Genomic DNA, 18,221 nt, shown 5'->3' with positions numbered 1-18,221 from the left:
GAAATCATTAAATTTGCACAAAAAAACGAGAGAAGAGTATGAGTGTAACAATATTGGGGATAGAATCATCCTGTGATGATACTTCCTCTTCCGTAATACGCGACGGCGTAATGCTGTCGAATGTGATAGCCAGTCAGGCAGTTCACGAGGCATATGGTGGCGTGGTTCCCGAGCTGGCTTCACGTGCACACCAGCAAAATATTATTCCGGTGGTGGCAGAGGCTATCAAGCGTGCAGGTATCGATAAGTCGGAACTGAGCGCCGTTGCCTTCACTCGCGGGCCGGGGTTGATGGGTTCTCTGCTGGTCGGTACTTCCTTTGCCAAAGGGTTTGCCGCTTCTTTGGACATCCCGATGATCGAGATCAACCATTTGCAGGCGCATGTACTGGCTCACTTTATCAAGGAAACGCCGGAAGACGATCATGCTCCCTCGTTCCCGTTCCTGTGTTTGTTGGTGTCGGGCGGTAACTCGCAGATCATCAAAGTAAATGCTTATAACGACATGGAGGTGATAGGGCAGACGATAGACGACGCAGCGGGCGAAGCCTTCGATAAATGTGCGAAGGTGATGGGGTTGGGTTATCCGGGTGGTCCGGTGGTGAACCGTCTGGCCAACGAAGGAAATCCGAAAGCCTTTACATTCAGCAAACCGCATATTCCGGGGTATGATTATAGCTTCAGCGGACTGAAGACTTCTTTCCTCTACACCTTGAGGGATAAACTACAGGAAGATCCGGACTTCATCGAAAATAATAAACGTGACCTTTGTGCTTCCCTTCAGTCGACAGTGATCGATATCCTGATGGATAAGTTACGCAAGGCAGCGAAAGACCTGAATATAAAAGAGGTGGCGGTGGCCGGCGGTGTTTCGGCAAACTCCGGTTTGCGCGATGCCTTCCTCGACCATGCGAAGCGGTATGGCTGGAAAGTGCATATCCCGAAGTTCGCGTTTACAACAGACAACGCGGCGATGGTTGCCATCACTGGTTATTATAAATTCCTCGATAAGGATTTTTGTCCGATGGACGCTGTTCCGTTTTCACGGGTCGTTATTTAACCGGATTATGCTAGAGGATAAAGCATTAGGTAAACGAGTGGGCGATGTCTTGCGTTCACGGAAACTGACGATGGGGACGGCGGAAAGCTGTACGGGTGGCCGGATAGCCAATATGATCACCCTGGTGGCAGGTAGTTCCGATTATTTCCAGGGAGGAGTTGTCTCCTACAGCAATGAAGTGAAACAGCATGTATTGGGTGTCTCGGAAGAAAGTCTTCGTCTGCATGGAGCTGTCAGCCGCGAAGTGGTGGAGCAGATGGCGCTGGGGGCGGTCCGTGTCCTGGGAAGTGACTGTGCAGTAGCTACTTCCGGAATTGCAGGACCTGGTGGGGGAACTCCGGAAAAGCCTGTCGGTACGGTGTGGATTGCTGCCGCTTTGAAAGGCGAAGTCATTTCTCATTGTTTTCATTTCGGAACGGTCAGGGCCGAAAATATACAAGCGGCAGCGGATGCAGCGTTGACCCTGTTGCTGGACTTATTGCAGAAGGCTGATGGATAAATTCATAGAACAACAACGGGCCATCTATCCGATGTCCGACGAAGCGATCCGGTTGCTGGTCGACGAAATGGAGGAGGTTGCTTTCCTGAAAGGAGAACTTTCGGCGAGGGAAGGCGACCGTGACCCGTTTGTCTGGTTCGTCAAAGAGGGACTGGTCCGGGCATATGTCGAACTGGATACGAAAGATATCACCTTATGGTTTGCCAGCGACGGCGAAATGATCAATTTCGTTTACCGCGACATATCAGTCTATAATGTAGAGATGGTGGAGGATACCGTCCTGTTCCGCATCCCTGCCACGAAACTGGAAAGATTGTTCGAACAGTCCCACGACATCGCTATCTGGGGATTGAAGCTGCTCGACTATTACCTGCGGGAATATGAGAACTATTTTATCAACGACAGCTGGAGCGATGCCCGCGAGCAATACGAGAACCTGATGCACTCCCGTCCGGACCTGTTCCAGAGGGTACCGCTGAAACATATCGCTTCCTATCTGCAGATCACGCCGCAATCACTGAGCCGTATCCGTTCCTCTTCTAAATAAAAAGAGCAGACCGAAATTATCTTATGGTAATTTTTCTCTGAAAAGACCTCCTTACCTTTGTAGCCGGAACCAAAAGTTAGTTGATTTATGAGTAATGAAAAAGCTCTCTTCCGCCAGGAAAGAGAGAGATTATTATTAACAGGTGAGATTCCCCGGTTATTTACAAAGTATGCACTTCCCGGCGTGGCGGGACTATTATTTCTGGGTATCCAGTCTGTGATCGACGGGATTGTACTCGGACGATTTGTGGGTGCTAATGCGTTGGCTAGTGTGAATCTGATCTTGCCGTGTTATAGTTTGATTTCGGCGTTTGCTATCGTGATGGGCATCGGGGGACAGACGATTGTCAGTATCAGTCTGGGAAAAGGTGATAAGCAGGAAGCGAACAACGCGTTGCGTTCGGTATTCCTGTTTCTGCTTGCCATGTCTTTGGTGGTGAGCCTGTTGATCTATTTATTTGCGGGGGAGATCGCTTCTTTCCTGGGGGCGAATGCCGTGTTGCAAGGGGATGCTGTAGGATACATCCGGGCACTGGTCCCTTTCTTCCCGTTTTTGTGTGCGATGTTCTTCGGCGATTATATCATTAAGGCGATGGGGCATCCCTTGTATGCGACATCGGTCATGGGGACGACCGTGATCCTGAATATTATTCTCGACCTAGTGTTCGTGGCTGTGCTGGGTTGGGGTGTCATGGGAGCCGGACTGGCTACCGGTATTGCCTTTACGATCGGTGCTTGTCTGAATGTGCCCCGGTTGTTCACCCGTCGTGAAGTCGTTGCCGTTCAACGTGGACGCTACAACTGGCGGCTGGTATGGAATGCTTTTTACAATGGGTCGTCAGAGGGTATGTCCGAACTGTCGGTGGCAATTACCGTTTTTCTCTTTAATATCACGATGATGAAGTATCTGGGTGAAAACGGGGTGGCGGCGTTTACGGCAATCAATTATATCCTGTTTATCGGAACCACTATCTTCCTGGGGGTATCGGATGGTATCATACCTATTATAGGATATAACCACGGGGCAAAGAAGCAGGAACGTATCAGGTCGATCCTGGGACTAGCCGTGCGGGTTAATTCTGCGATCGGGATCGGTTTGTTCCTGGTATTGTTATTGTTCGGTGAACAGATTATCGGCTTGTTTTTCAACGATCACAGCAGCGAGGCCTTTGCTATTGCGTCGCGCGGTGTCTCGATCTATTGCTTTGCCTTTTTGTTGTGCGGGCTGAATATTCTGGCATCCAGCTATTTTACGGCTATCGGGAATGCGAAGATTTCGATCATTATATCAGCATTGAGAGGACTCATATTCGTAGGAATCGGCATACTTGTCCTCCCCGCTGTATTCGGTATCGACGCCATCTGGTATGATATACCGATCGCTGAGATCTGTACGTTGTCAGTTTCTTACTGGCTGGTACGTAAGTCGTTGAGGAGATAAAGTAGGCATACGCCTACTCTTCTCCTGTCTTTTCATTTTCTTTTTTGTTTTGTTTCAAAGACAAAATATTTTTGGCATTGAGAGGGGTGATAACGGGCTGTCCTGTCTTTTCCTCCAGTTCCAACCTCGCGTTGCGGGCTACTGTAGCACCTTGCCGAGCTACATCTGCATGTTCATCAAAAGAGTCCGGACCTGTGGCTTCCGAGATCTCTTTTGTTGAAAGTTCAGCAAGCATATTCAGAACTAACTCTTTGTTAGTCATATTATCACGTAGGTTTTCTTTTTTCAGGCCTTTGAATTGCTTATACTCTTTTGCCGTTTTTTCCGCCCATGTCTTATAAATAATGTCCGTAAGAGTAGCGAACTGTACGCCTTCTTCCAAGCCGTGACGTTTCCATTCATCAGTAAGGTCTTTACGTATCTCGATACTTTTAAGACGTTGGTTGATCCAATTGTCGGAATAGCCCAAACGTTTGTAATCGGTCATAGCCTGTTCGATAGATAATTCCGGGTCTTGCATCTGGTCAAGCCGCTCTTTTGCTACCTGAGCCATCCAGAGTTTAAACGGCTCTGCCTTAGGCGAAGGGACAGACTGGATCAGGCGGAAAAGTTGCTCGGTGGTGGCTACGTCGGTTTTGTAGTATTTGCCATCACCGGAGGGCATTTTCAGTTGTACGATTTTAGCGTACAACTGACTTCCTTCTTTTAATAACTTACGTTTCAAGTCGCTCCAATAACGGCGTGGGTTATCACTATCCGTCAATACGGCAATTACGTCCACTATGGAAAAATACCATTCTTCCGTTTCGCTATCCCATACGGTGCGTACTTTTTTCTCTTCAAAGATTTTGATTGCATTCTGTTGTGTCATAACTTACTGTCTTTATATCTGTTGCTTTAATCTTCGGCTATTGTTTTAGCAATTAACTGATATCCTTTCTCATTCGGATGCAGGCCGTCGTTGAAAAGCGATTCGTCGATTTTGCCGGTGGGCAGGAGCAAGGTGGTTCCGGCATCGCTGAACAGGCAGTTTTCCTCGTTCGCCATTGTGCGGATTTGCAGGTTGATGTTTCTCACCCAATCCTCATGTTCCCGGCGGGGAAGGATACCGATTACTTTGACCGTTGCTTTCGGTTGGCGGTTACGGATAGCTGTGATGAGGAAACGCAGACCTTCTACAATATCTTTGTCCGGGCTGATTCCCATATTGTTTGTTCCGATCATCAGGACAACTTTATCCGCTTCATATCCATCCAGCTCACCGTGGTAGATGCGCCAAAGCACGTTCTCTATACGATCGTAACCGTATCCCAGGTTCTGGAATCCGGCCGGTTCCATGATCTTCTTCCAGCTTTTCGCGCCATTGCTTCGCGGTCCTGCCGGTTCTCCTCCCCAAAAATGAGTGATCGAGTTGCCGAGGATGACGGTTTTGGGCGGGTTTTGTTGGATATGCTTCAATATATCGCGGTGGCGGGTCTGCCATTCGTAATTGTTCGGTTCGCGACGTTGGGTGACAGGCTGGGTCGTCGGGCGATCTCCTACCGGCAATCGGAGGATGTCACGTACTTTCTTTTCAACGGCTGTCGCCTGGTAGGTGGCTCCGAGGTCGGAAGGGTGTACATAGTCTACCCAGGCATCGGGCGGATAGTTCAATTCTTCATGTGTCAGGTAATACAGGTCTTTGACACCTGCCTGCAACAAGGCTTCGTACCCTTTGCGTGAAGCGGCGTTCAGGCGGGTATACGATTCGTATTGTCGCTGGTCACTGGATGCGTTGCTGTAACCGGCATGTTCTACCAGGAGGATCGGGGCGTTCCGCTTTTCCCGGATCTGCTTTATGGCGGCGATCACCAGGTCTGTCACTTCCTGATCGGTCTTTTGGGTGAGATTAGGCAGGCAGTCGAGGATATAGATGCGGGCATCCTGTTCGATGACATAATTCAATACACCTTTTTCTAACTGCCCATTACCGGAAAATCCCAGATTGATCAACGGATAGCCCAGAGCACGTTGCAGAATGTTCGCCCATGCCATAGCCGGACGTGAGGAGCAAGCACCCTGTGCGATGGAAGTACCGTAAAGGACGATCGGCTTCTCCGGTGATTGGGGAATGAAAGTCAGTTCGGTTCCTTCCGGTGTACCGATCTCCATCCACTTGATACTATTATATAAAGGTAAGTAGAGTCTGTATTCAAACCCGCGGTTATGGAACTTGTCTTGTCCCAGATTCGTATAGCTGTATCGGATCGTATCTCCGAATGAGTAGTTACCGAAACAGAAACTCCACTTGCCCTCGCTGTCGATGCTGTACAGGTCGAGCCCTGATACGCCGGTCGATTGCATGTGTGGCATAGCATACCCTCCGCTTACCTGGTAACGTACGGTTATCTGGGGGGAGTTGCAATAAAAATGAATAGCCAGTCCGGCAGAGTTGCGGGAGAGGTTCCAAAGCGGTTCCCTGACTTCTGCCTTTGCCCGGTCGGGGAGGCGTACATAGGTCTGTCCTATCTCATCGGGCCAGCCCTGGTTCTGGATCACAGGGAAACCTGCTTCCATCGGATTCTGCCATTTCCATTCTGCCTCGGCAGAGAGGCTTACCATACATAGAATAAAGATACTCAATAGTCTTTTCATAGGTCGATCTATTTGTTTACAATGTTTTTTGATACAATATTGACAAAGATAATACAATATTAGAATTTTTGTTTTCGTTTATTCGTGTATATTTGCCTCAGTTAAAAACAAAAAATTATATACCATGAAAGTACAAGTATTGCTTACTTTCCTGTTGTTGGGAAGCATGCCTTTATTGGCTCAGAAAAGTTATCAGTTGCAGTCGCCCGACAGGAAACTGCACACTGTAGTGGCAGTTGGAGATAATGTAGAGTTTTCGTTGAACCATGAAGGAACGGAGGTGTTGGCTCCCTCTGCCATATCCATGACCTTACAGACCGGCGAAGTGTTGGGTGGTAACAGCCCTAAGGTTTCGAAAGTGACGAAAGGCTCCGTAGATAAGTCGATCCCGTCGCCGTTTTATAAGAAATCGGAAGTAAGCGATATATATAATGAGATGACGATCGCTTTCCGTGGAGATTACAGTATCGTATTCCGCCTGTATAACGACGGCATGGCATATCGTTTCGTGACGAAGAAAAAAGGAGAAATGATCGTGAAAGATGAAGAAGCATCCTATAACTTCTCTACTGACCACAAGACCTTCGCCGCTTATGTGAACAGCACTAAGCCGACTTTCGAAGAACAGTTTTCCAATTCATTCGAGCAACCTTATTATAACGAACCTATCACCAAGCTAAACGACAAGCGCCTGATGATTCTACCGTTCCTGGTCGATCTCGGAAACGGAAAGAAGGTTTGTATCACAGAAGCTGACCTTGAGAGCTATCCGGGTATGTTCCTGAATAATACGACAGATAAGCCTTCCCTGAAATCAGTCCATGCCCCGTATCCGAAAGTAAAACAGCAAGGCGGACATAACCAGTTGCAGATGTTAGTAAAGGAACGTGAGAATTATATAGCCAAGACAAAAGGAAGCCGTTCTTTCCCCTGGCGTGTGTTCGTTGTTTCGGAAAATGACAAGGAGTTGGCCGATTGCGATATGGTATATCGCCTGGCAGCTCCTTCTCGTATAAAGGATATTTCCTGGATCAAACCGGGTAAGGTTGCCTGGGATTGGTGGAACGACTGGAATATTTCCGGAGTCGATTTCCGTGCCGGTATCAATAACGAAACCTACAAATATTATATCGACTTCGCAGCCGACCATGGCATTGAATATGTGATCCTCGATGAAGGATGGGCTGTAAACCTGAAAGCCGATTTATTGCAGGTGATCCCGGAAATCAATTTGGAAGAGATTGTATCGTATGCTAAATCGAAGAATGTGGATATTATTCTGTGGGCCGGTTACTATGCCTTCGACCGTGATATGGAAAATGTGGTGAAGCGATATGCCGATATGGGTGTGAAAGGTTTCAAGGTAGACTTTATGGATCGCGACGATCAGGAAATAATTGACTTCCTGTATCGTGGGGCAGAGACTTGTGCCCGCTATAATATGTTGGTCGACTACCATGGAATCTGTAAACCGACCGGGTTGCAGCGCACGTATCCGAACGTGATCAATTATGAGGGTGTGAACGGTTTGGAACAATTGAAGTGGTCGCCCGAATCGTATGATATGGTTACTTACGATGTAACTTTCCCGTTCATCCGTATGGTAGCCGGTCCGGTAGATTATACACAAGGGGCTATGCGCAATGCGATCCGTCAGAATTACCGTCCGGTTTATTCCGAACCGATGAGCCAGGGAACACGTTGCCGCCAGTTGGCTACTTATGTGATTTTCGAATCGCCTCTGAATATGCTTTGCGATAATCCGACGAATTATATGCGTGAAAAGGAATGTACGGAATTTATCGCTGCCATACCGACTGTATGGGAAGAAACCCAGGTGCTCGATGCAAAAGTTTCCGAGTATATAGCAATTGCCCGCAAGCATGGTGATAACTGGTATTTGGGTGCCCTGACCAACTGGGACCCGCGCGAAATGGAGTTGGATCTTTCTTTCCTGGGTGACGGTGATTATAAACTGGAATTATTTAAAGACGGTATCAACGCCGACCGTGCCGCCAGCGATTACAAAAAAGAAATCATACCTGTTCCGGCAAATCGTAAGCTGAAAATCAAGATGGCTCCGGGTGGAGGATATGCGGCGAAGATATATAAATAAGTAAAATTTCATCTCTATTGTTTGTCTAATATACGAATGTATATTATCTTTGTTCTGTCAGTTAAACGATGATGAACCAAGAACAGGAGCTAAAGGCTCAAATAAAACAATTAGATAATAATTTATTGTTTTATTCTTCCTACTGGAATCTTTTGCTAAAGCAAGGAGTACGGCAAGAAGAACTCTTTAGGCGGTTAGATGTATTGCTAGACAAACGTTTATCTTTGACTAAAGAGTTGAAAGGTTGATCAAGCTCCCCCGCAAGGGGGAGCAAACTGACTTATTTTATAAAAAAAAGGAGGTTATATGGCTGATTATGAGGAATTAAAAAAAGAATTCATGTTGCAGCGATCAGAGTTTGAGCAATGTGAGGAGAAGAAGGATAGAGATGTATTTCAAGCTCGTATTGAGCAATACCTAGCCAATAAAACACCGGAAGAAGTCCAGATGATATCTAATATCATGCTGGAATGTGTTAATGAAGATATTAATAAGACAGACGATTTGATCCGTGAAGTTAGATTAAGAAAGGTGCTGTCAAAAGTTTATGATGCTGTTTCCTGGTCTTATATAGCGAAAACTTATTTTGGAAAAAGTCGTTCCTGGCTTAATCAGCGTTTAAACAGTTTCTTAGTAAATGGGAAAGAGGCTCAATTTACACAGGAAGAATTAAATAAACTCCAAAAGGCTCTATTAGACCTGAGTGGAGATATAAAAAATACCGCTCTTGAATTAGGCGTTCATTGATAACTGACATTATCATAGGAGAAGCCCGGCATCATGCCGGGCTTTTTTGTTGTAATGCAGATCATACCTTCTGATTATAAGAAAGTCCGTTGACAGGATCATATCTTGTCACCAGATATCTTCCTCTGCATATAATAAGCATTCGAACCATCCGCATAATAATTCTCGATTATGCGGATGTGTTCGAATTTGTTTTTCAGGTACAAACCGATGGCAGGTTTGTTGGTGACATTCACTTCCAGTGTTATTTTTCTTAGTTGTCGTAGCTCTGCATACTCGATCGCTTTGTCTATCAGTAATTGTCCCAGTTTCTTTCCTCTTGAATCGGGATGAACGGCTACGGAATAGATACGAAGATTACGGGTGCGGGCGTTCGATATCAATGAAATATAGGCAATGACCTTTTCCTCATAGGTTATAACATAAAATATCCCTTTTGCCTGGGTGATAAGGTAAATGAACTGTTGCCTGGAAAAGCTATCCGCTCCGAAACAGGTCGTTTCTATTTCCTGTATCGCGTCGAGGTCTGTAACGACCGCCTGTCTGACAATAATCTCCGTATCCATTCGATTAAAAGTGTTTCATATCCAGTGTACGACCGAAGTGATTCAATATCCTGTAATACAAGTCATCACCCAGTACGGCGTCTTCAATTCCATGATCGATACTCGGGTTGTCGTTGATCTCGATAACCATGGCCCGGTCGTTGACCAGTTTCATATCGACTCCATACAAACCTTTACCTATCAGTGAAGCCGCTTTGACCGCCGTATCGAGTACCTTACGGGGAACCTGATAAATCGGGATCGTATCGACCAGCCCGCAACGACTTCTTCCCGAGTCATAATGACAATAAATCTGCCAGTGTCCCTTAGCCATGTAATACTTGCAGGCGAACAACGGCTCACCGTTTAGGATACCGATCCGCCAGTCGTATTCGGTAGGGGTAAATTCCTGGGCAAGCAGGATGGAGGACTTTTCAAACAGCAGATCGAGTGCCGCTTTCAGTTCTGTTTCATTTGTCACTTTCTTCATGCCGAAGGAGAACGAACCATCCGGGATTTTCAGGATAAACGGAGAACCCAACTGGCTGCTGATCTGTTCGAAAGTGTTTTCGTTCGACCGGAAGATCAGCATGGATAGCGGAGCGGGTATTTTTTCCTTTTCGAACAACTCGTTCAGATAGACCTTGTTCGTGCACCGGATAATAGATAACGGATCGTCTATCACCACCATACCGTTCTGTTTGGCTAGTTGAGAAAGACGGAACGTGTAATGATTCAGCGAAGTCGTTGTACGGATAAACAACGCATCGAACTCCATCAGGCGGGTCGCATCCTCTTCGGTAATCAGCTCGGCATGTATATCCATCTTTTTAGCAACTTCCAGTAGCTTATTCAACGCTTGTTTATTGCTGGGTGGAAACTTCTCTTCAGGATCGTATAATACAGCCAGGCTGTATCGGGCAGATTTTACGGTCTGAGGAGCACGCCATACTTTTTTGTTGAAACTATCGAGCGTTTCTGCAAAGAAGTTTTGTTCTTCATCGTTCAACTGTTCCAGTGATAAAAACTGGATCCCCTCGATCTGATTTTTCTGACGGGTATTCAGGCTGATTTTTAACAAGGGAGCAGGATAGTTTTCGAAAATGAACCGGGCTATTTTTTCCAGTCCTTTTTCCTTACAGGTTCCGAAATAGATATTCAGATACCATATATCATCGGTAATATTATTCTTCTGTATCCATTGATAGCAGAGTTTTTGTAAGTTCCGATCCATCCGGACACCCGCTCCGGCTTCCAGCTTATTGATGATATCTACTCCGGGGATCACCTTATGTCCCCTGGTTTGAGCTAGTAATGAACAGTAATACCCTTCCGAGTTGTAACTGTAATCATTGCTAAGGTTTATTACGAACTTACTCCCCTTTTCTTTCTGGAGAGATTTATTCTTTAAATAATCGGAAACGGCCAGTATGCTACTGGTTTTATAATAAGGTTTCCAATCATTCAGACTGTCTAGCAGAATTAGCACATTATTCATGTCGAATATTAAATAATTTCGCAAAAATAGCTAAATAAATCAATCTGCAATGCGAATAGAGGTACGAATAATTTTTTTTGTCAGGGTGACATTCTGTTATTTATCCTTTTGTATCTTCACTCTGTATGTATCTTTCTGCAGATAGTCTTTGAAATATCGCCTTGTAGCGAAGTTAAGGATTATCTTTTTGAAATATAAATGTCCACTATTATATACGAACTGTTTATCGGCTTGCATTTATCCGGGCGGATAGATGCAGCCATTGTTTTTGAGGAATGGTTTTCTGTGTCGTAGTGTAAGGAATAAACAGAGATGTATAAGAACTGCTTCCGGAAGAAAAATAGCTGTTATTCGGGAGAAATAACTCTTTTCATGATTGTTTTTAGGCTCTCTTTTTTCTTTTTCGGTTGAACCTTCCATCTATCCGCGCACATCGCTTTCGCTATCTGTGCGGATTGTTGCAGCTAGCTGCGCAGCTTGTTGTGATGATCTGCGCGGTCAGTGGCAGGTAGCTGCCGGGTAGCGATAACGGTCTGCGCGGATGGCGGCGGCTACCTTTGAGGTAATGGATTGCCACTTATCTGTTTGAGTCTTTTTGTACGACTTATTTGTTATCTGAAAGGGTGAAATACTTTCTTTTTGTTTGCTTATCATAACTTTTTCTATCTTGGTATTTTCAGAAAAAAAGCGTAATGTTGAGGCTACAATATATTAATGCGTATGAAAAAGAGAGAAAACAATCAGAGGGTTGATGTCTGTTTAGCGGATGTTTTTAGAGAGCAGATCGAGTGTCTGGAAAAGAGCCGCAGTCTGTTTACGGTGGATAATTACCGGAATGTGTTGCATTCGGTTGGTAGTTTTATTGGCGATAGAATCGAGAACTTTAATGTCGGCAGTATTACAGGTACGTGGTTGAACAGCTATGTTATGTACCTCCAGGGAAACGGTATTTTGCCCGGCAGTATTGACAACTACCTGCGTGTACTGCGTTCAGTCTATAATAGGACGGCGAAGACGTACTCGATACCGGTCGGTGCCGATCATCCGTTTTCAGGTATTCGTATTCAGGTTCCTCCCACGTTGAAACGGTCGCTGGGTGGCGAGGAGATTTTGAGTGTAATCGATCTCAACCTGTCCGGTCGTGAAGATCTTCTCCGTGCACGCGATTTGTTCCTATTTTTGTTTTATGCCCGGGGCATGTGTTTTGTGGATGTGTTCAATCTGCGTAATGAAGAGGTGAGTGGTGGTTATATCAGTTATCGGCGAAGCAAAACTTCTGCACCGTTGCAAGTAAAAATTGTGGATGAGATGCAGGAGATCATGGATCGTTATCGCGATCCGGATAGTTCCTATGTATTTCCGTTCTTGCGTAAAAACCGGTATAACGGGAAGGATATTTCCGAAAAAAGCGCGCTTCGGCGTATCAACCGTCAGCTGGGAAAGATCGGCAAGCTCCTGGGCATCAAACTCACCACTTATGTGGCACGCCATAGTTGGGCATCCCTGTTGGAGTCATGCGGTACAAGTATCGCAATTATCAGTCAGGGGATGGGACATAGCTCCGAACGGGTTACTAAAATTTATATGAGAGGAATGCCTTCCAGTGTGATCGATAATGCCAATGAAGAAATGCTGAATAAGCTGATCCGGCAAAAAATAACCGGAGAAGAAAAAAAATGTCCCCCTCTTTGTAAGAATGAGACATCTAATAATTATGATTTTATAGAACCATTGAAAAGCAAAAGCTAATCGCCAGCAAATGTACGTGTTATTATTTGATAAACAAATAAAAGATATGAAAAAATAATCTTTGATTAACTTATTTCGGACGGAAAAAGCCTGCTCAGAGCCTCTATCTTACTAAATAAATCTTTTCTAAATCTCTGTAATTCAGTCGTAAATCTATCCTTGTTTGAAGATGTCTCATTCTTACAAAGAATAGGACAAATGTATAGGATAAAGGATATGAAGAAGACAGGATTACAAAGTAAAATTCGGGTGAAAGCCTTGCTGATTTCTTTATTGCTGCAATTGTCGGCTACGGTATCGTACTGTCAACAAATTGGGGCCAGGACGAATGCGCTCTGGTGGTTGACCACTACGCCCAATCTGGGAGTGGAGGTGGCGATGAATAAAAAGCTGACACTCAGCATTGACGGCAATTATAATGCATGGACATTCTTCTCTGACGGCATGAGTCTGCGGCATTGGTTGATGCAACCCGAACTCCGCTACTGGCCGTGTAAAAGTTTTGAAGGTCACTTCTTTGGCGTGCACGGGCACTATGGTCGCTACAATATCGGACAAGTCCCTTTCTTGCCGGGACTGGATACTTATACCTATCGGGGCAAACTTTACGGAGCGGGTGTTTCCTATGGTTATCATTTCGCCCTGGGCAAACGTTGGGGGCTGGAACTAAACGCCGGGTTGGGTTACACCTATCTGGAATATGATAAATATGTCTGTTCGGAATGTGCTGAACTGATAGGACGCTACAAACGAAGTTTCTTCGGCCCTACACGTCTGGGTGTTTCTTTTATATACATAATACATTGATGGATATGAAGCGCTTTTTCACTACCTGCATATTAATACTAGTGACTATATCCGGGGTATTCTCTCAGGAGAGTATCCGTTTGATCCCCCGTAGCATGAAGGTAATCGACGACAGTGTGCGCATCGACCTTACCATCAGTGCCAAAGGCATCTCTATCCCATCGCGGCAAGCCCTGACCCTTACGCCTTCGCTTCATTTGGAGCAGAGACAGGTTGTGTTGCCTCCGGTTGTCTTTTCGGGCAGCCGGAGGGCTCGCTTCGACAGGCGCGAGGAGGCGGTGAATCCGGATCGGAATCGTGTTGTACCCTATCATACGTGGATTTGTGGTCGTTGGCGCAACGATTATATGCTGCGTTATCTGGTCAGTATCCCGTATGCCTCGTGGATGGAACATGCATCTTTGAGATTGAAGCAAACAAGCCGTGATTGTTGTACGGAGGTGGTGCTGGCGGACGATGTGCTGACGGATGATATCGGGTTGGAGTCGCCTTGTGTGGCAAAGGTAGAGAAGATAGATACAGTGGTGAAGGTGGTGCCTGCTATACTGGACGTTGAAAAGGTGACACCTCCTCTGGAGAGGAGTGAGGATTACTCCGGTCATAAACAGGAGGTGGAACGGCGTGTGGCGGTGACGCTTTATGTTGATTATCCGCGTGGTGGTTCGCGTGTGGATCCGTCGTATGGGAATAACTATGCAGAGCTGAGGAAGGCGGAAAATATGCTGGTTCCGTTGCTGGGCGATCCTGACATACATATAAAGGAGATACGTATAACGGGCTATGCCTCACCCGATGGGGCATATTATGATAATGAGGCGCTTTCGAAAGCACGTTCACTGGGATTCCGGGCCTATCTGACCCGTTCGTATGGTTTGCAGGATTATCCGTTCCGCACGGCCTGGGTGGCTGAAGACTGGGAAGGGTTGCGGCGGCTGGTGAAAGGGAAGCCTTACGAAGCAGCTGTTCATTTTATCATCGACAACTACGGCATTTTTGAGGGGCGCGAACGCTATCTGATGGATTTGCAGGGACGGGTGCCTTACCGGGATATGCTGGAGAATCTGTTTCCGAAGCTGCGTCGTATCGAAGTGAGTATTCTGTATGAAGAAAGGAGCGGCTATGATCGATAGGTTATATATCTTCTTTATCATCGGACTGTTGTTGCTGGCTCTGATTCCCTCGTGTAATATCGACGGCGATCTGGAGGAATGTCCTTACAATGTACGACTGGAATATTGGTATGACGATGGCGGATCGGCGAACCGTCTGACCGATTATGTCGACCGTATCGACGGGTTTGTGTTCGACAGCGAAGGAGTCCTTTACGGGATAGATCGCAGGAGCGGTAAGGAGAGGCGGTATGGCGAATTGATGGTTATACCGGGCAAATACACGGTCGTCTCGTGGGGTAATCTGGATACGATGAGTCGTCTGTATCCAGACGCGCAGATCGGTAAGACCCGTCTGGCGGATATGCAGCTTCGTGCTTCGGAGATATGGCATCAGGTATCTGAAAAGCTTTATTACAGTAGTGTGGAGATCGATGTGAGTGGCAGGGGAGTGACGCGCGAACGTGCTTGTATGACACATGCCCATTGTCGTCTGAACCTGTCGGTGGTGTGGCGGCAGAATCCTCCGGAGGATACGGGTAACTTCAGTTTCCGTCTGTCGGATGCTCCCTCGCGTTATGCTTTTCCGGTATCGGGATATATCCGCGAAGTGTTGTCACTGACTACCGGTGGAGATTTTCGCTATCCGCTTCCGGGATTTCTCCCTGAGCGTAGAAGTATCTGTGCAGCAGGAAAGATGAATATAGTACGTACCCTTTCCGGAGAGCTTTGCTGCTACCGTTTGAAAGACGACGACCATCCGCTGCTCTCGATTTATCAGGGAGAAACGCCGCTTATCGAAGGGATCGACCTCTGGAAATTTTTTACTACCATGCATATAGGTCTGAACAACAACCTGCGTCAGGAGTTCGATCTGCGCATCGAGTTGGACGGGGGTAAGGCTTATATATCGACTTTGTTGACGAGCGACTGGGAGGAAGGGCCGACCATCGGTGTGGATGAAAAATAAAAAACTATGACTTGTAAGGGTAAAAGATCATTCCCTGCCAAGGGGTGAATAACAGGAATAAATGATTTAACGGTAGCTATATGCTGCCACAGTATTAATATTAATTTTTTTATGTTATGAAGAAAAAGTATTGTTATGCAACGGCGATAGCCCTGTTGGGACTGGTAGCCTGTTCGGACGATGTAGAGGTAGCCGGTGGAGGAACAAACAACGGCGGTATCGTTACAATGAATGGTCGTATCCCGTTGACATTCAATTTGAATGGTTTGGGAAGCGGCTCTGTGCCTTACAGCCGTGCCGGCGAGATCGCTTTGGCCGGCGAGAAAGAGATCCGTACGTTGGATGTGTATGTTTTCGGAAAAGACACCTTGCCCGATGGTACGGAAAAGACCGATGGAAAGATGTTGCTCGAAGAAGTGTTCCGTTCGGGAGTTGGCGATGGAATCACACTGGATCAGAATGGGGTGGTTACACAAGCGAAGTTGTCGGTTATGGGAAATAATCGGAAACGTTTGTATTTCGTAGCCAACGGCCGCGATCAGGAGATGCTGAATAAGTTTGAACTGGGGCAGACCGATACGCTGGCTTTTCGCGATGGTCTGACCGATGCGCTGACAGGGCATATCGCTTGTCCGTTGCTGATGACTACCAGCATGGGATTATCGGTGAAGGATAGCCTGGCGGCAAAACCGGCCTGGGACGGCAAAATTGATATCACCCTGAAGCGCCGCGTAGCCCGTTTCGATGTCGTCAATACCGGAGAAGACTCCCAGTTCTTTATCGAATGGATTCAGCAGATGAATGCCCGCAAGCAGAACTATCTGTTTGAAGATGCATTGCACACTACTCCTTATTACGAAGCATCGGAGCTTTGGGATCCTGAACGCATCGACTTCAAGTCGCTCGACAATGCGAACAACGGTGAGGTGCTGGCTGCTTTCTATGTCTATGCCGCTCCGGCGGAAGAGGCTACCCCGAATACCGCAAAAGACTTCTCTCTCGTTCTGGGAGGTAAAACGGGTTCGACAGGTCAGGGTACGGCCGCTTTGTATCCGGTATTGATGCGAACCAAGCAGGATGATGCCACGACAAAGCTGGAAGTTAAGGCCAACAACCGTTATGTAATCAATATCAAGTCGGTGGGATCAAATGTGATAACAGCCAACATCGAGGTGCTCGACTGGATTGAAGGAGATATCGTTAGCGAGCATAGCGGATACGGAACATTTGGTTTGAGTATGCCTGCAACAGCTCCCAAAGGAACAATGGTAACAAATACCCTGACACTGGATGCTGGCATTGCAACTGCTGATATTGTAGTGAATGTGGCTGTCACCAGCGAATGGATTGCCGAAACGGATTGCGACTGGATTGATCTTACTGGTGGTACTCCGGCAGCGGGGACAGTCGGTAAAACGTTGACTTTTGCGACGACGAAAGCCAATCCTCGCAACGACAAATCGCGTGTGGGTAAAATTGTTTTCCGCAATAAGATGCGTCCGTCTATCACACAGACTTTGTTGGTTGAACAACCGAAAAATGAGAGTGGAACCTATCTGAATGTGGATATGCCGTCGGGTATAACCGGTTTGTCTGTTCTGGGTGATACGTTAACATTGCCGGGATACGGTATGGCAGTAGAGTTTCCGATTGATGGAACGAATGCAGCCAGTGTAACATGTACTCCTACCGGAACAGCTATAGCCTCTGCTATATTCACTGCAGATAAAAATGCGATTGTTGTTACGATGAGAGAAAATAAATCCGGAAAAGATGTTGATGGAACCCTGACCATAGAGGATGCTACCGGTGATTTGCAACAGACCTTCCGTATAGTTCAGAAATCCCAGTCTTTGGGTATCATCCAGCTTATTGGCGATGGCATAAGCGATCATGTGCTGACACTTGCAGCCGGAACCTATGAAAAGACAATCACTGTGCAAGCGAATAGTGCCTGGACGTTTGATGAAGATGCTGATCCTTCGGATGGTTATACGAAAGACTGGATTACATTGTCTGATGTTACAGGAAGTGATAGCGGCGATGGCAGTTTCAAGTTGGCTGCAGCTGCGAATACTACATTTGAAGCTCGTGAAATCAATATCAAAGTAGTCAATACCCAGAAAGAGGGTATCTTCTATATGCTGACAATCAAACAGGCAGCTAAAACCGAAACGATTTCGGTAGCGGGTACAGGCTTATCGGATAACACATTATCTATGGCTCAGGATGCGACAGCGGCTGTTACTTTAACCGTTACTGCCGATCTGAAAGACGGTGACTGGGAACTGGTTGATGCCGGTACGACAGTGGGCGATGGTGGTTGGTTGACACTTGGTACAAAGAGTAGTAACGAATTTACCGTAACTCCGACTGCAAATGACACCGGTGCTGCCCGTAGCGTAGCCATCACCGTTCAGAAAACAGACGGCAGTCTTCAACAGGTAATCACAGTCACTCAGGCTGAAATTTAAACAGATAAACAAACGAATAAACATATAA

The 18,221-nt window shown here is 46.4% G+C and carries 16 protein-coding genes; 11 read left to right on the top strand and 5 right to left on the bottom strand.

Annotated features, from left to right (window positions below):
* The first annotated feature begins 38 nt into the window (after positions 1 to 38).
* From tsaD to QZ076_RS04540, 4 genes are all read left to right on the top strand, one after another.
* Positions 39 to 1,058 carry a tRNA (adenosine(37)-N6)-threonylcarbamoyltransferase complex transferase subunit TsaD gene (tsaD, locus tag QZ076_RS04555; protein WP_075558096.1) on the top strand — a complete coding sequence of 340 codons (1,020 nt, stop codon included), beginning with the start codon at positions 39 to 41 and terminating at the stop codon, positions 1,056 to 1,058.
* A 7-nt stretch (positions 1,059 to 1,065) separates the two neighbouring features.
* Positions 1,066 to 1,557 carry a CinA family protein gene (locus QZ076_RS04550; RefSeq protein ID WP_293710708.1) on the top strand — a complete coding sequence of 164 codons (492 nt, stop codon included), beginning with the start codon at positions 1,066 to 1,068 and terminating at the stop codon, positions 1,555 to 1,557.
* A complete protein-coding gene (locus tag QZ076_RS04545; protein WP_293710706.1) occupies positions 1,550 to 2,104 on the top strand; it encodes a Crp/Fnr family transcriptional regulator in 555 nt (184 codons plus the stop codon). Before QZ076_RS04550 ends, QZ076_RS04545 begins: the two co-directional genes overlap by 8 nt.
* 87 nt (positions 2,105 to 2,191) lie before the next feature.
* Positions 2,192 to 3,544, top strand: a complete 1,353-nt coding sequence (locus QZ076_RS04540; protein WP_293710704.1) for an MATE family efflux transporter — start codon at positions 2,192 to 2,194, stop codon at positions 3,542 to 3,544.
* A 13-nt stretch (positions 3,545 to 3,557) separates the two neighbouring features.
* On the opposite strand, the gene QZ076_RS04535 is transcribed toward QZ076_RS04540, so the two are convergent.
* Both QZ076_RS04535 and QZ076_RS04530 read right to left on the bottom strand, forming a co-directional pair.
* Positions 3,558 to 4,415, bottom strand: a complete 858-nt coding sequence (locus tag QZ076_RS04535) for a Bro-N domain-containing protein (RefSeq protein ID WP_293710702.1) — start codon at positions 4,413 to 4,415, stop codon at positions 3,558 to 3,560.
* A 26-nt stretch (positions 4,416 to 4,441) separates the two neighbouring features.
* Complete coding sequence (locus QZ076_RS04530) at positions 4,442 to 6,178, bottom strand: SGNH/GDSL hydrolase family protein (RefSeq protein WP_293710700.1); 1,737 nt, start codon at positions 6,176 to 6,178, stop codon at positions 4,442 to 4,444.
* A 124-nt stretch (positions 6,179 to 6,302) separates the two neighbouring features.
* Between QZ076_RS04530 and QZ076_RS04525 the strand changes: the two genes are divergently transcribed.
* Positions 6,303 to 8,294, top strand: coding sequence for a glycoside hydrolase family 97 protein (locus tag QZ076_RS04525; protein ID WP_293710698.1), 1,992 nt, complete (start codon positions 6,303 to 6,305; stop codon positions 8,292 to 8,294).
* A 306-nt stretch (positions 8,295 to 8,600) separates the two neighbouring features.
* Positions 8,601 to 9,041 (top strand): DUF5053 domain-containing protein, encoded by a 441-nt coding sequence (locus QZ076_RS04520; protein WP_293710696.1) that lies wholly within the window; start codon positions 8,601 to 8,603, stop codon positions 9,039 to 9,041.
* Between the two features lie 98 nt (positions 9,042 to 9,139).
* On the opposite strand, the gene rimI is transcribed toward QZ076_RS04520, so the two are convergent.
* The 3 genes from rimI to QZ076_RS04505 all read right to left on the bottom strand — a co-directional run bounded on the left by rimI (position 9,140) and on the right by QZ076_RS04505 (position 11,738).
* Complete coding sequence (gene rimI, locus QZ076_RS04515; protein ID WP_293710694.1) at positions 9,140 to 9,607, bottom strand: ribosomal protein S18-alanine N-acetyltransferase; 468 nt, start codon at positions 9,605 to 9,607, stop codon at positions 9,140 to 9,142.
* Positions 9,608 to 9,611: 4 nt separating this feature from the next.
* On the bottom strand, positions 9,612 to 11,084 hold the full coding sequence (locus QZ076_RS04510; RefSeq protein WP_293710692.1) for a RimK family protein: 1,473 nt from the start codon (positions 11,082 to 11,084) through the stop codon (positions 9,612 to 9,614).
* Between the two features lie 498 nt (positions 11,085 to 11,582).
* Positions 11,583 to 11,738 carry a hypothetical protein gene (locus QZ076_RS04505; RefSeq protein WP_293710691.1) on the bottom strand — a complete coding sequence of 52 codons (156 nt, stop codon included), beginning with the start codon at positions 11,736 to 11,738 and terminating at the stop codon, positions 11,583 to 11,585.
* A 66-nt stretch (positions 11,739 to 11,804) separates the two neighbouring features.
* Between QZ076_RS04505 and QZ076_RS04500 the strand changes: the two genes are divergently transcribed.
* The 5 genes from QZ076_RS04500 to QZ076_RS04480 all read left to right on the top strand — a co-directional run bounded on the left by QZ076_RS04500 (position 11,805) and on the right by QZ076_RS04480 (position 18,193).
* Positions 11,805 to 12,833 carry a site-specific integrase gene (locus QZ076_RS04500; RefSeq protein WP_293710690.1) on the top strand — a complete coding sequence of 343 codons (1,029 nt, stop codon included), beginning with the start codon at positions 11,805 to 11,807 and terminating at the stop codon, positions 12,831 to 12,833.
* 198 nt (positions 12,834 to 13,031) lie between these two features.
* Complete coding sequence (locus QZ076_RS04495) at positions 13,032 to 13,640, top strand: DUF3575 domain-containing protein (protein WP_293710689.1); 609 nt, start codon at positions 13,032 to 13,034, stop codon at positions 13,638 to 13,640.
* A gap of 5 nt (positions 13,641 to 13,645) precedes the next feature.
* Positions 13,646 to 14,770 carry a DUF3868 domain-containing protein gene (locus QZ076_RS04490; protein WP_293710688.1) on the top strand — a complete coding sequence of 375 codons (1,125 nt, stop codon included), beginning with the start codon at positions 13,646 to 13,648 and terminating at the stop codon, positions 14,768 to 14,770.
* Positions 14,760 to 15,719 (top strand): FimB/Mfa2 family fimbrial subunit, encoded by a 960-nt coding sequence (locus tag QZ076_RS04485; RefSeq protein WP_293710686.1) that lies wholly within the window; start codon positions 14,760 to 14,762, stop codon positions 15,717 to 15,719. The genes QZ076_RS04490 and QZ076_RS04485 overlap by 11 nt, the downstream gene beginning before the upstream one ends.
* 116 nt (positions 15,720 to 15,835) lie before the next feature.
* Positions 15,836 to 18,193 (top strand): BACON domain-containing carbohydrate-binding protein, encoded by a 2,358-nt coding sequence (locus tag QZ076_RS04480; protein WP_293710685.1) that lies wholly within the window; start codon positions 15,836 to 15,838, stop codon positions 18,191 to 18,193.
* The last annotated feature ends 28 nt before the right edge of the window (positions 18,194 to 18,221 follow it).

Origin of the sequence: uncultured Parabacteroides sp., assembly GCF_905196875.1 — a bacterium.
Lineage (GTDB): Bacteria > Bacteroidota > Bacteroidia > Bacteroidales > Tannerellaceae > Parabacteroides.
Note: the sequence above shows the minus strand (reverse complement) of the source record. Positions and strands in the feature narration are given on the sequence as shown.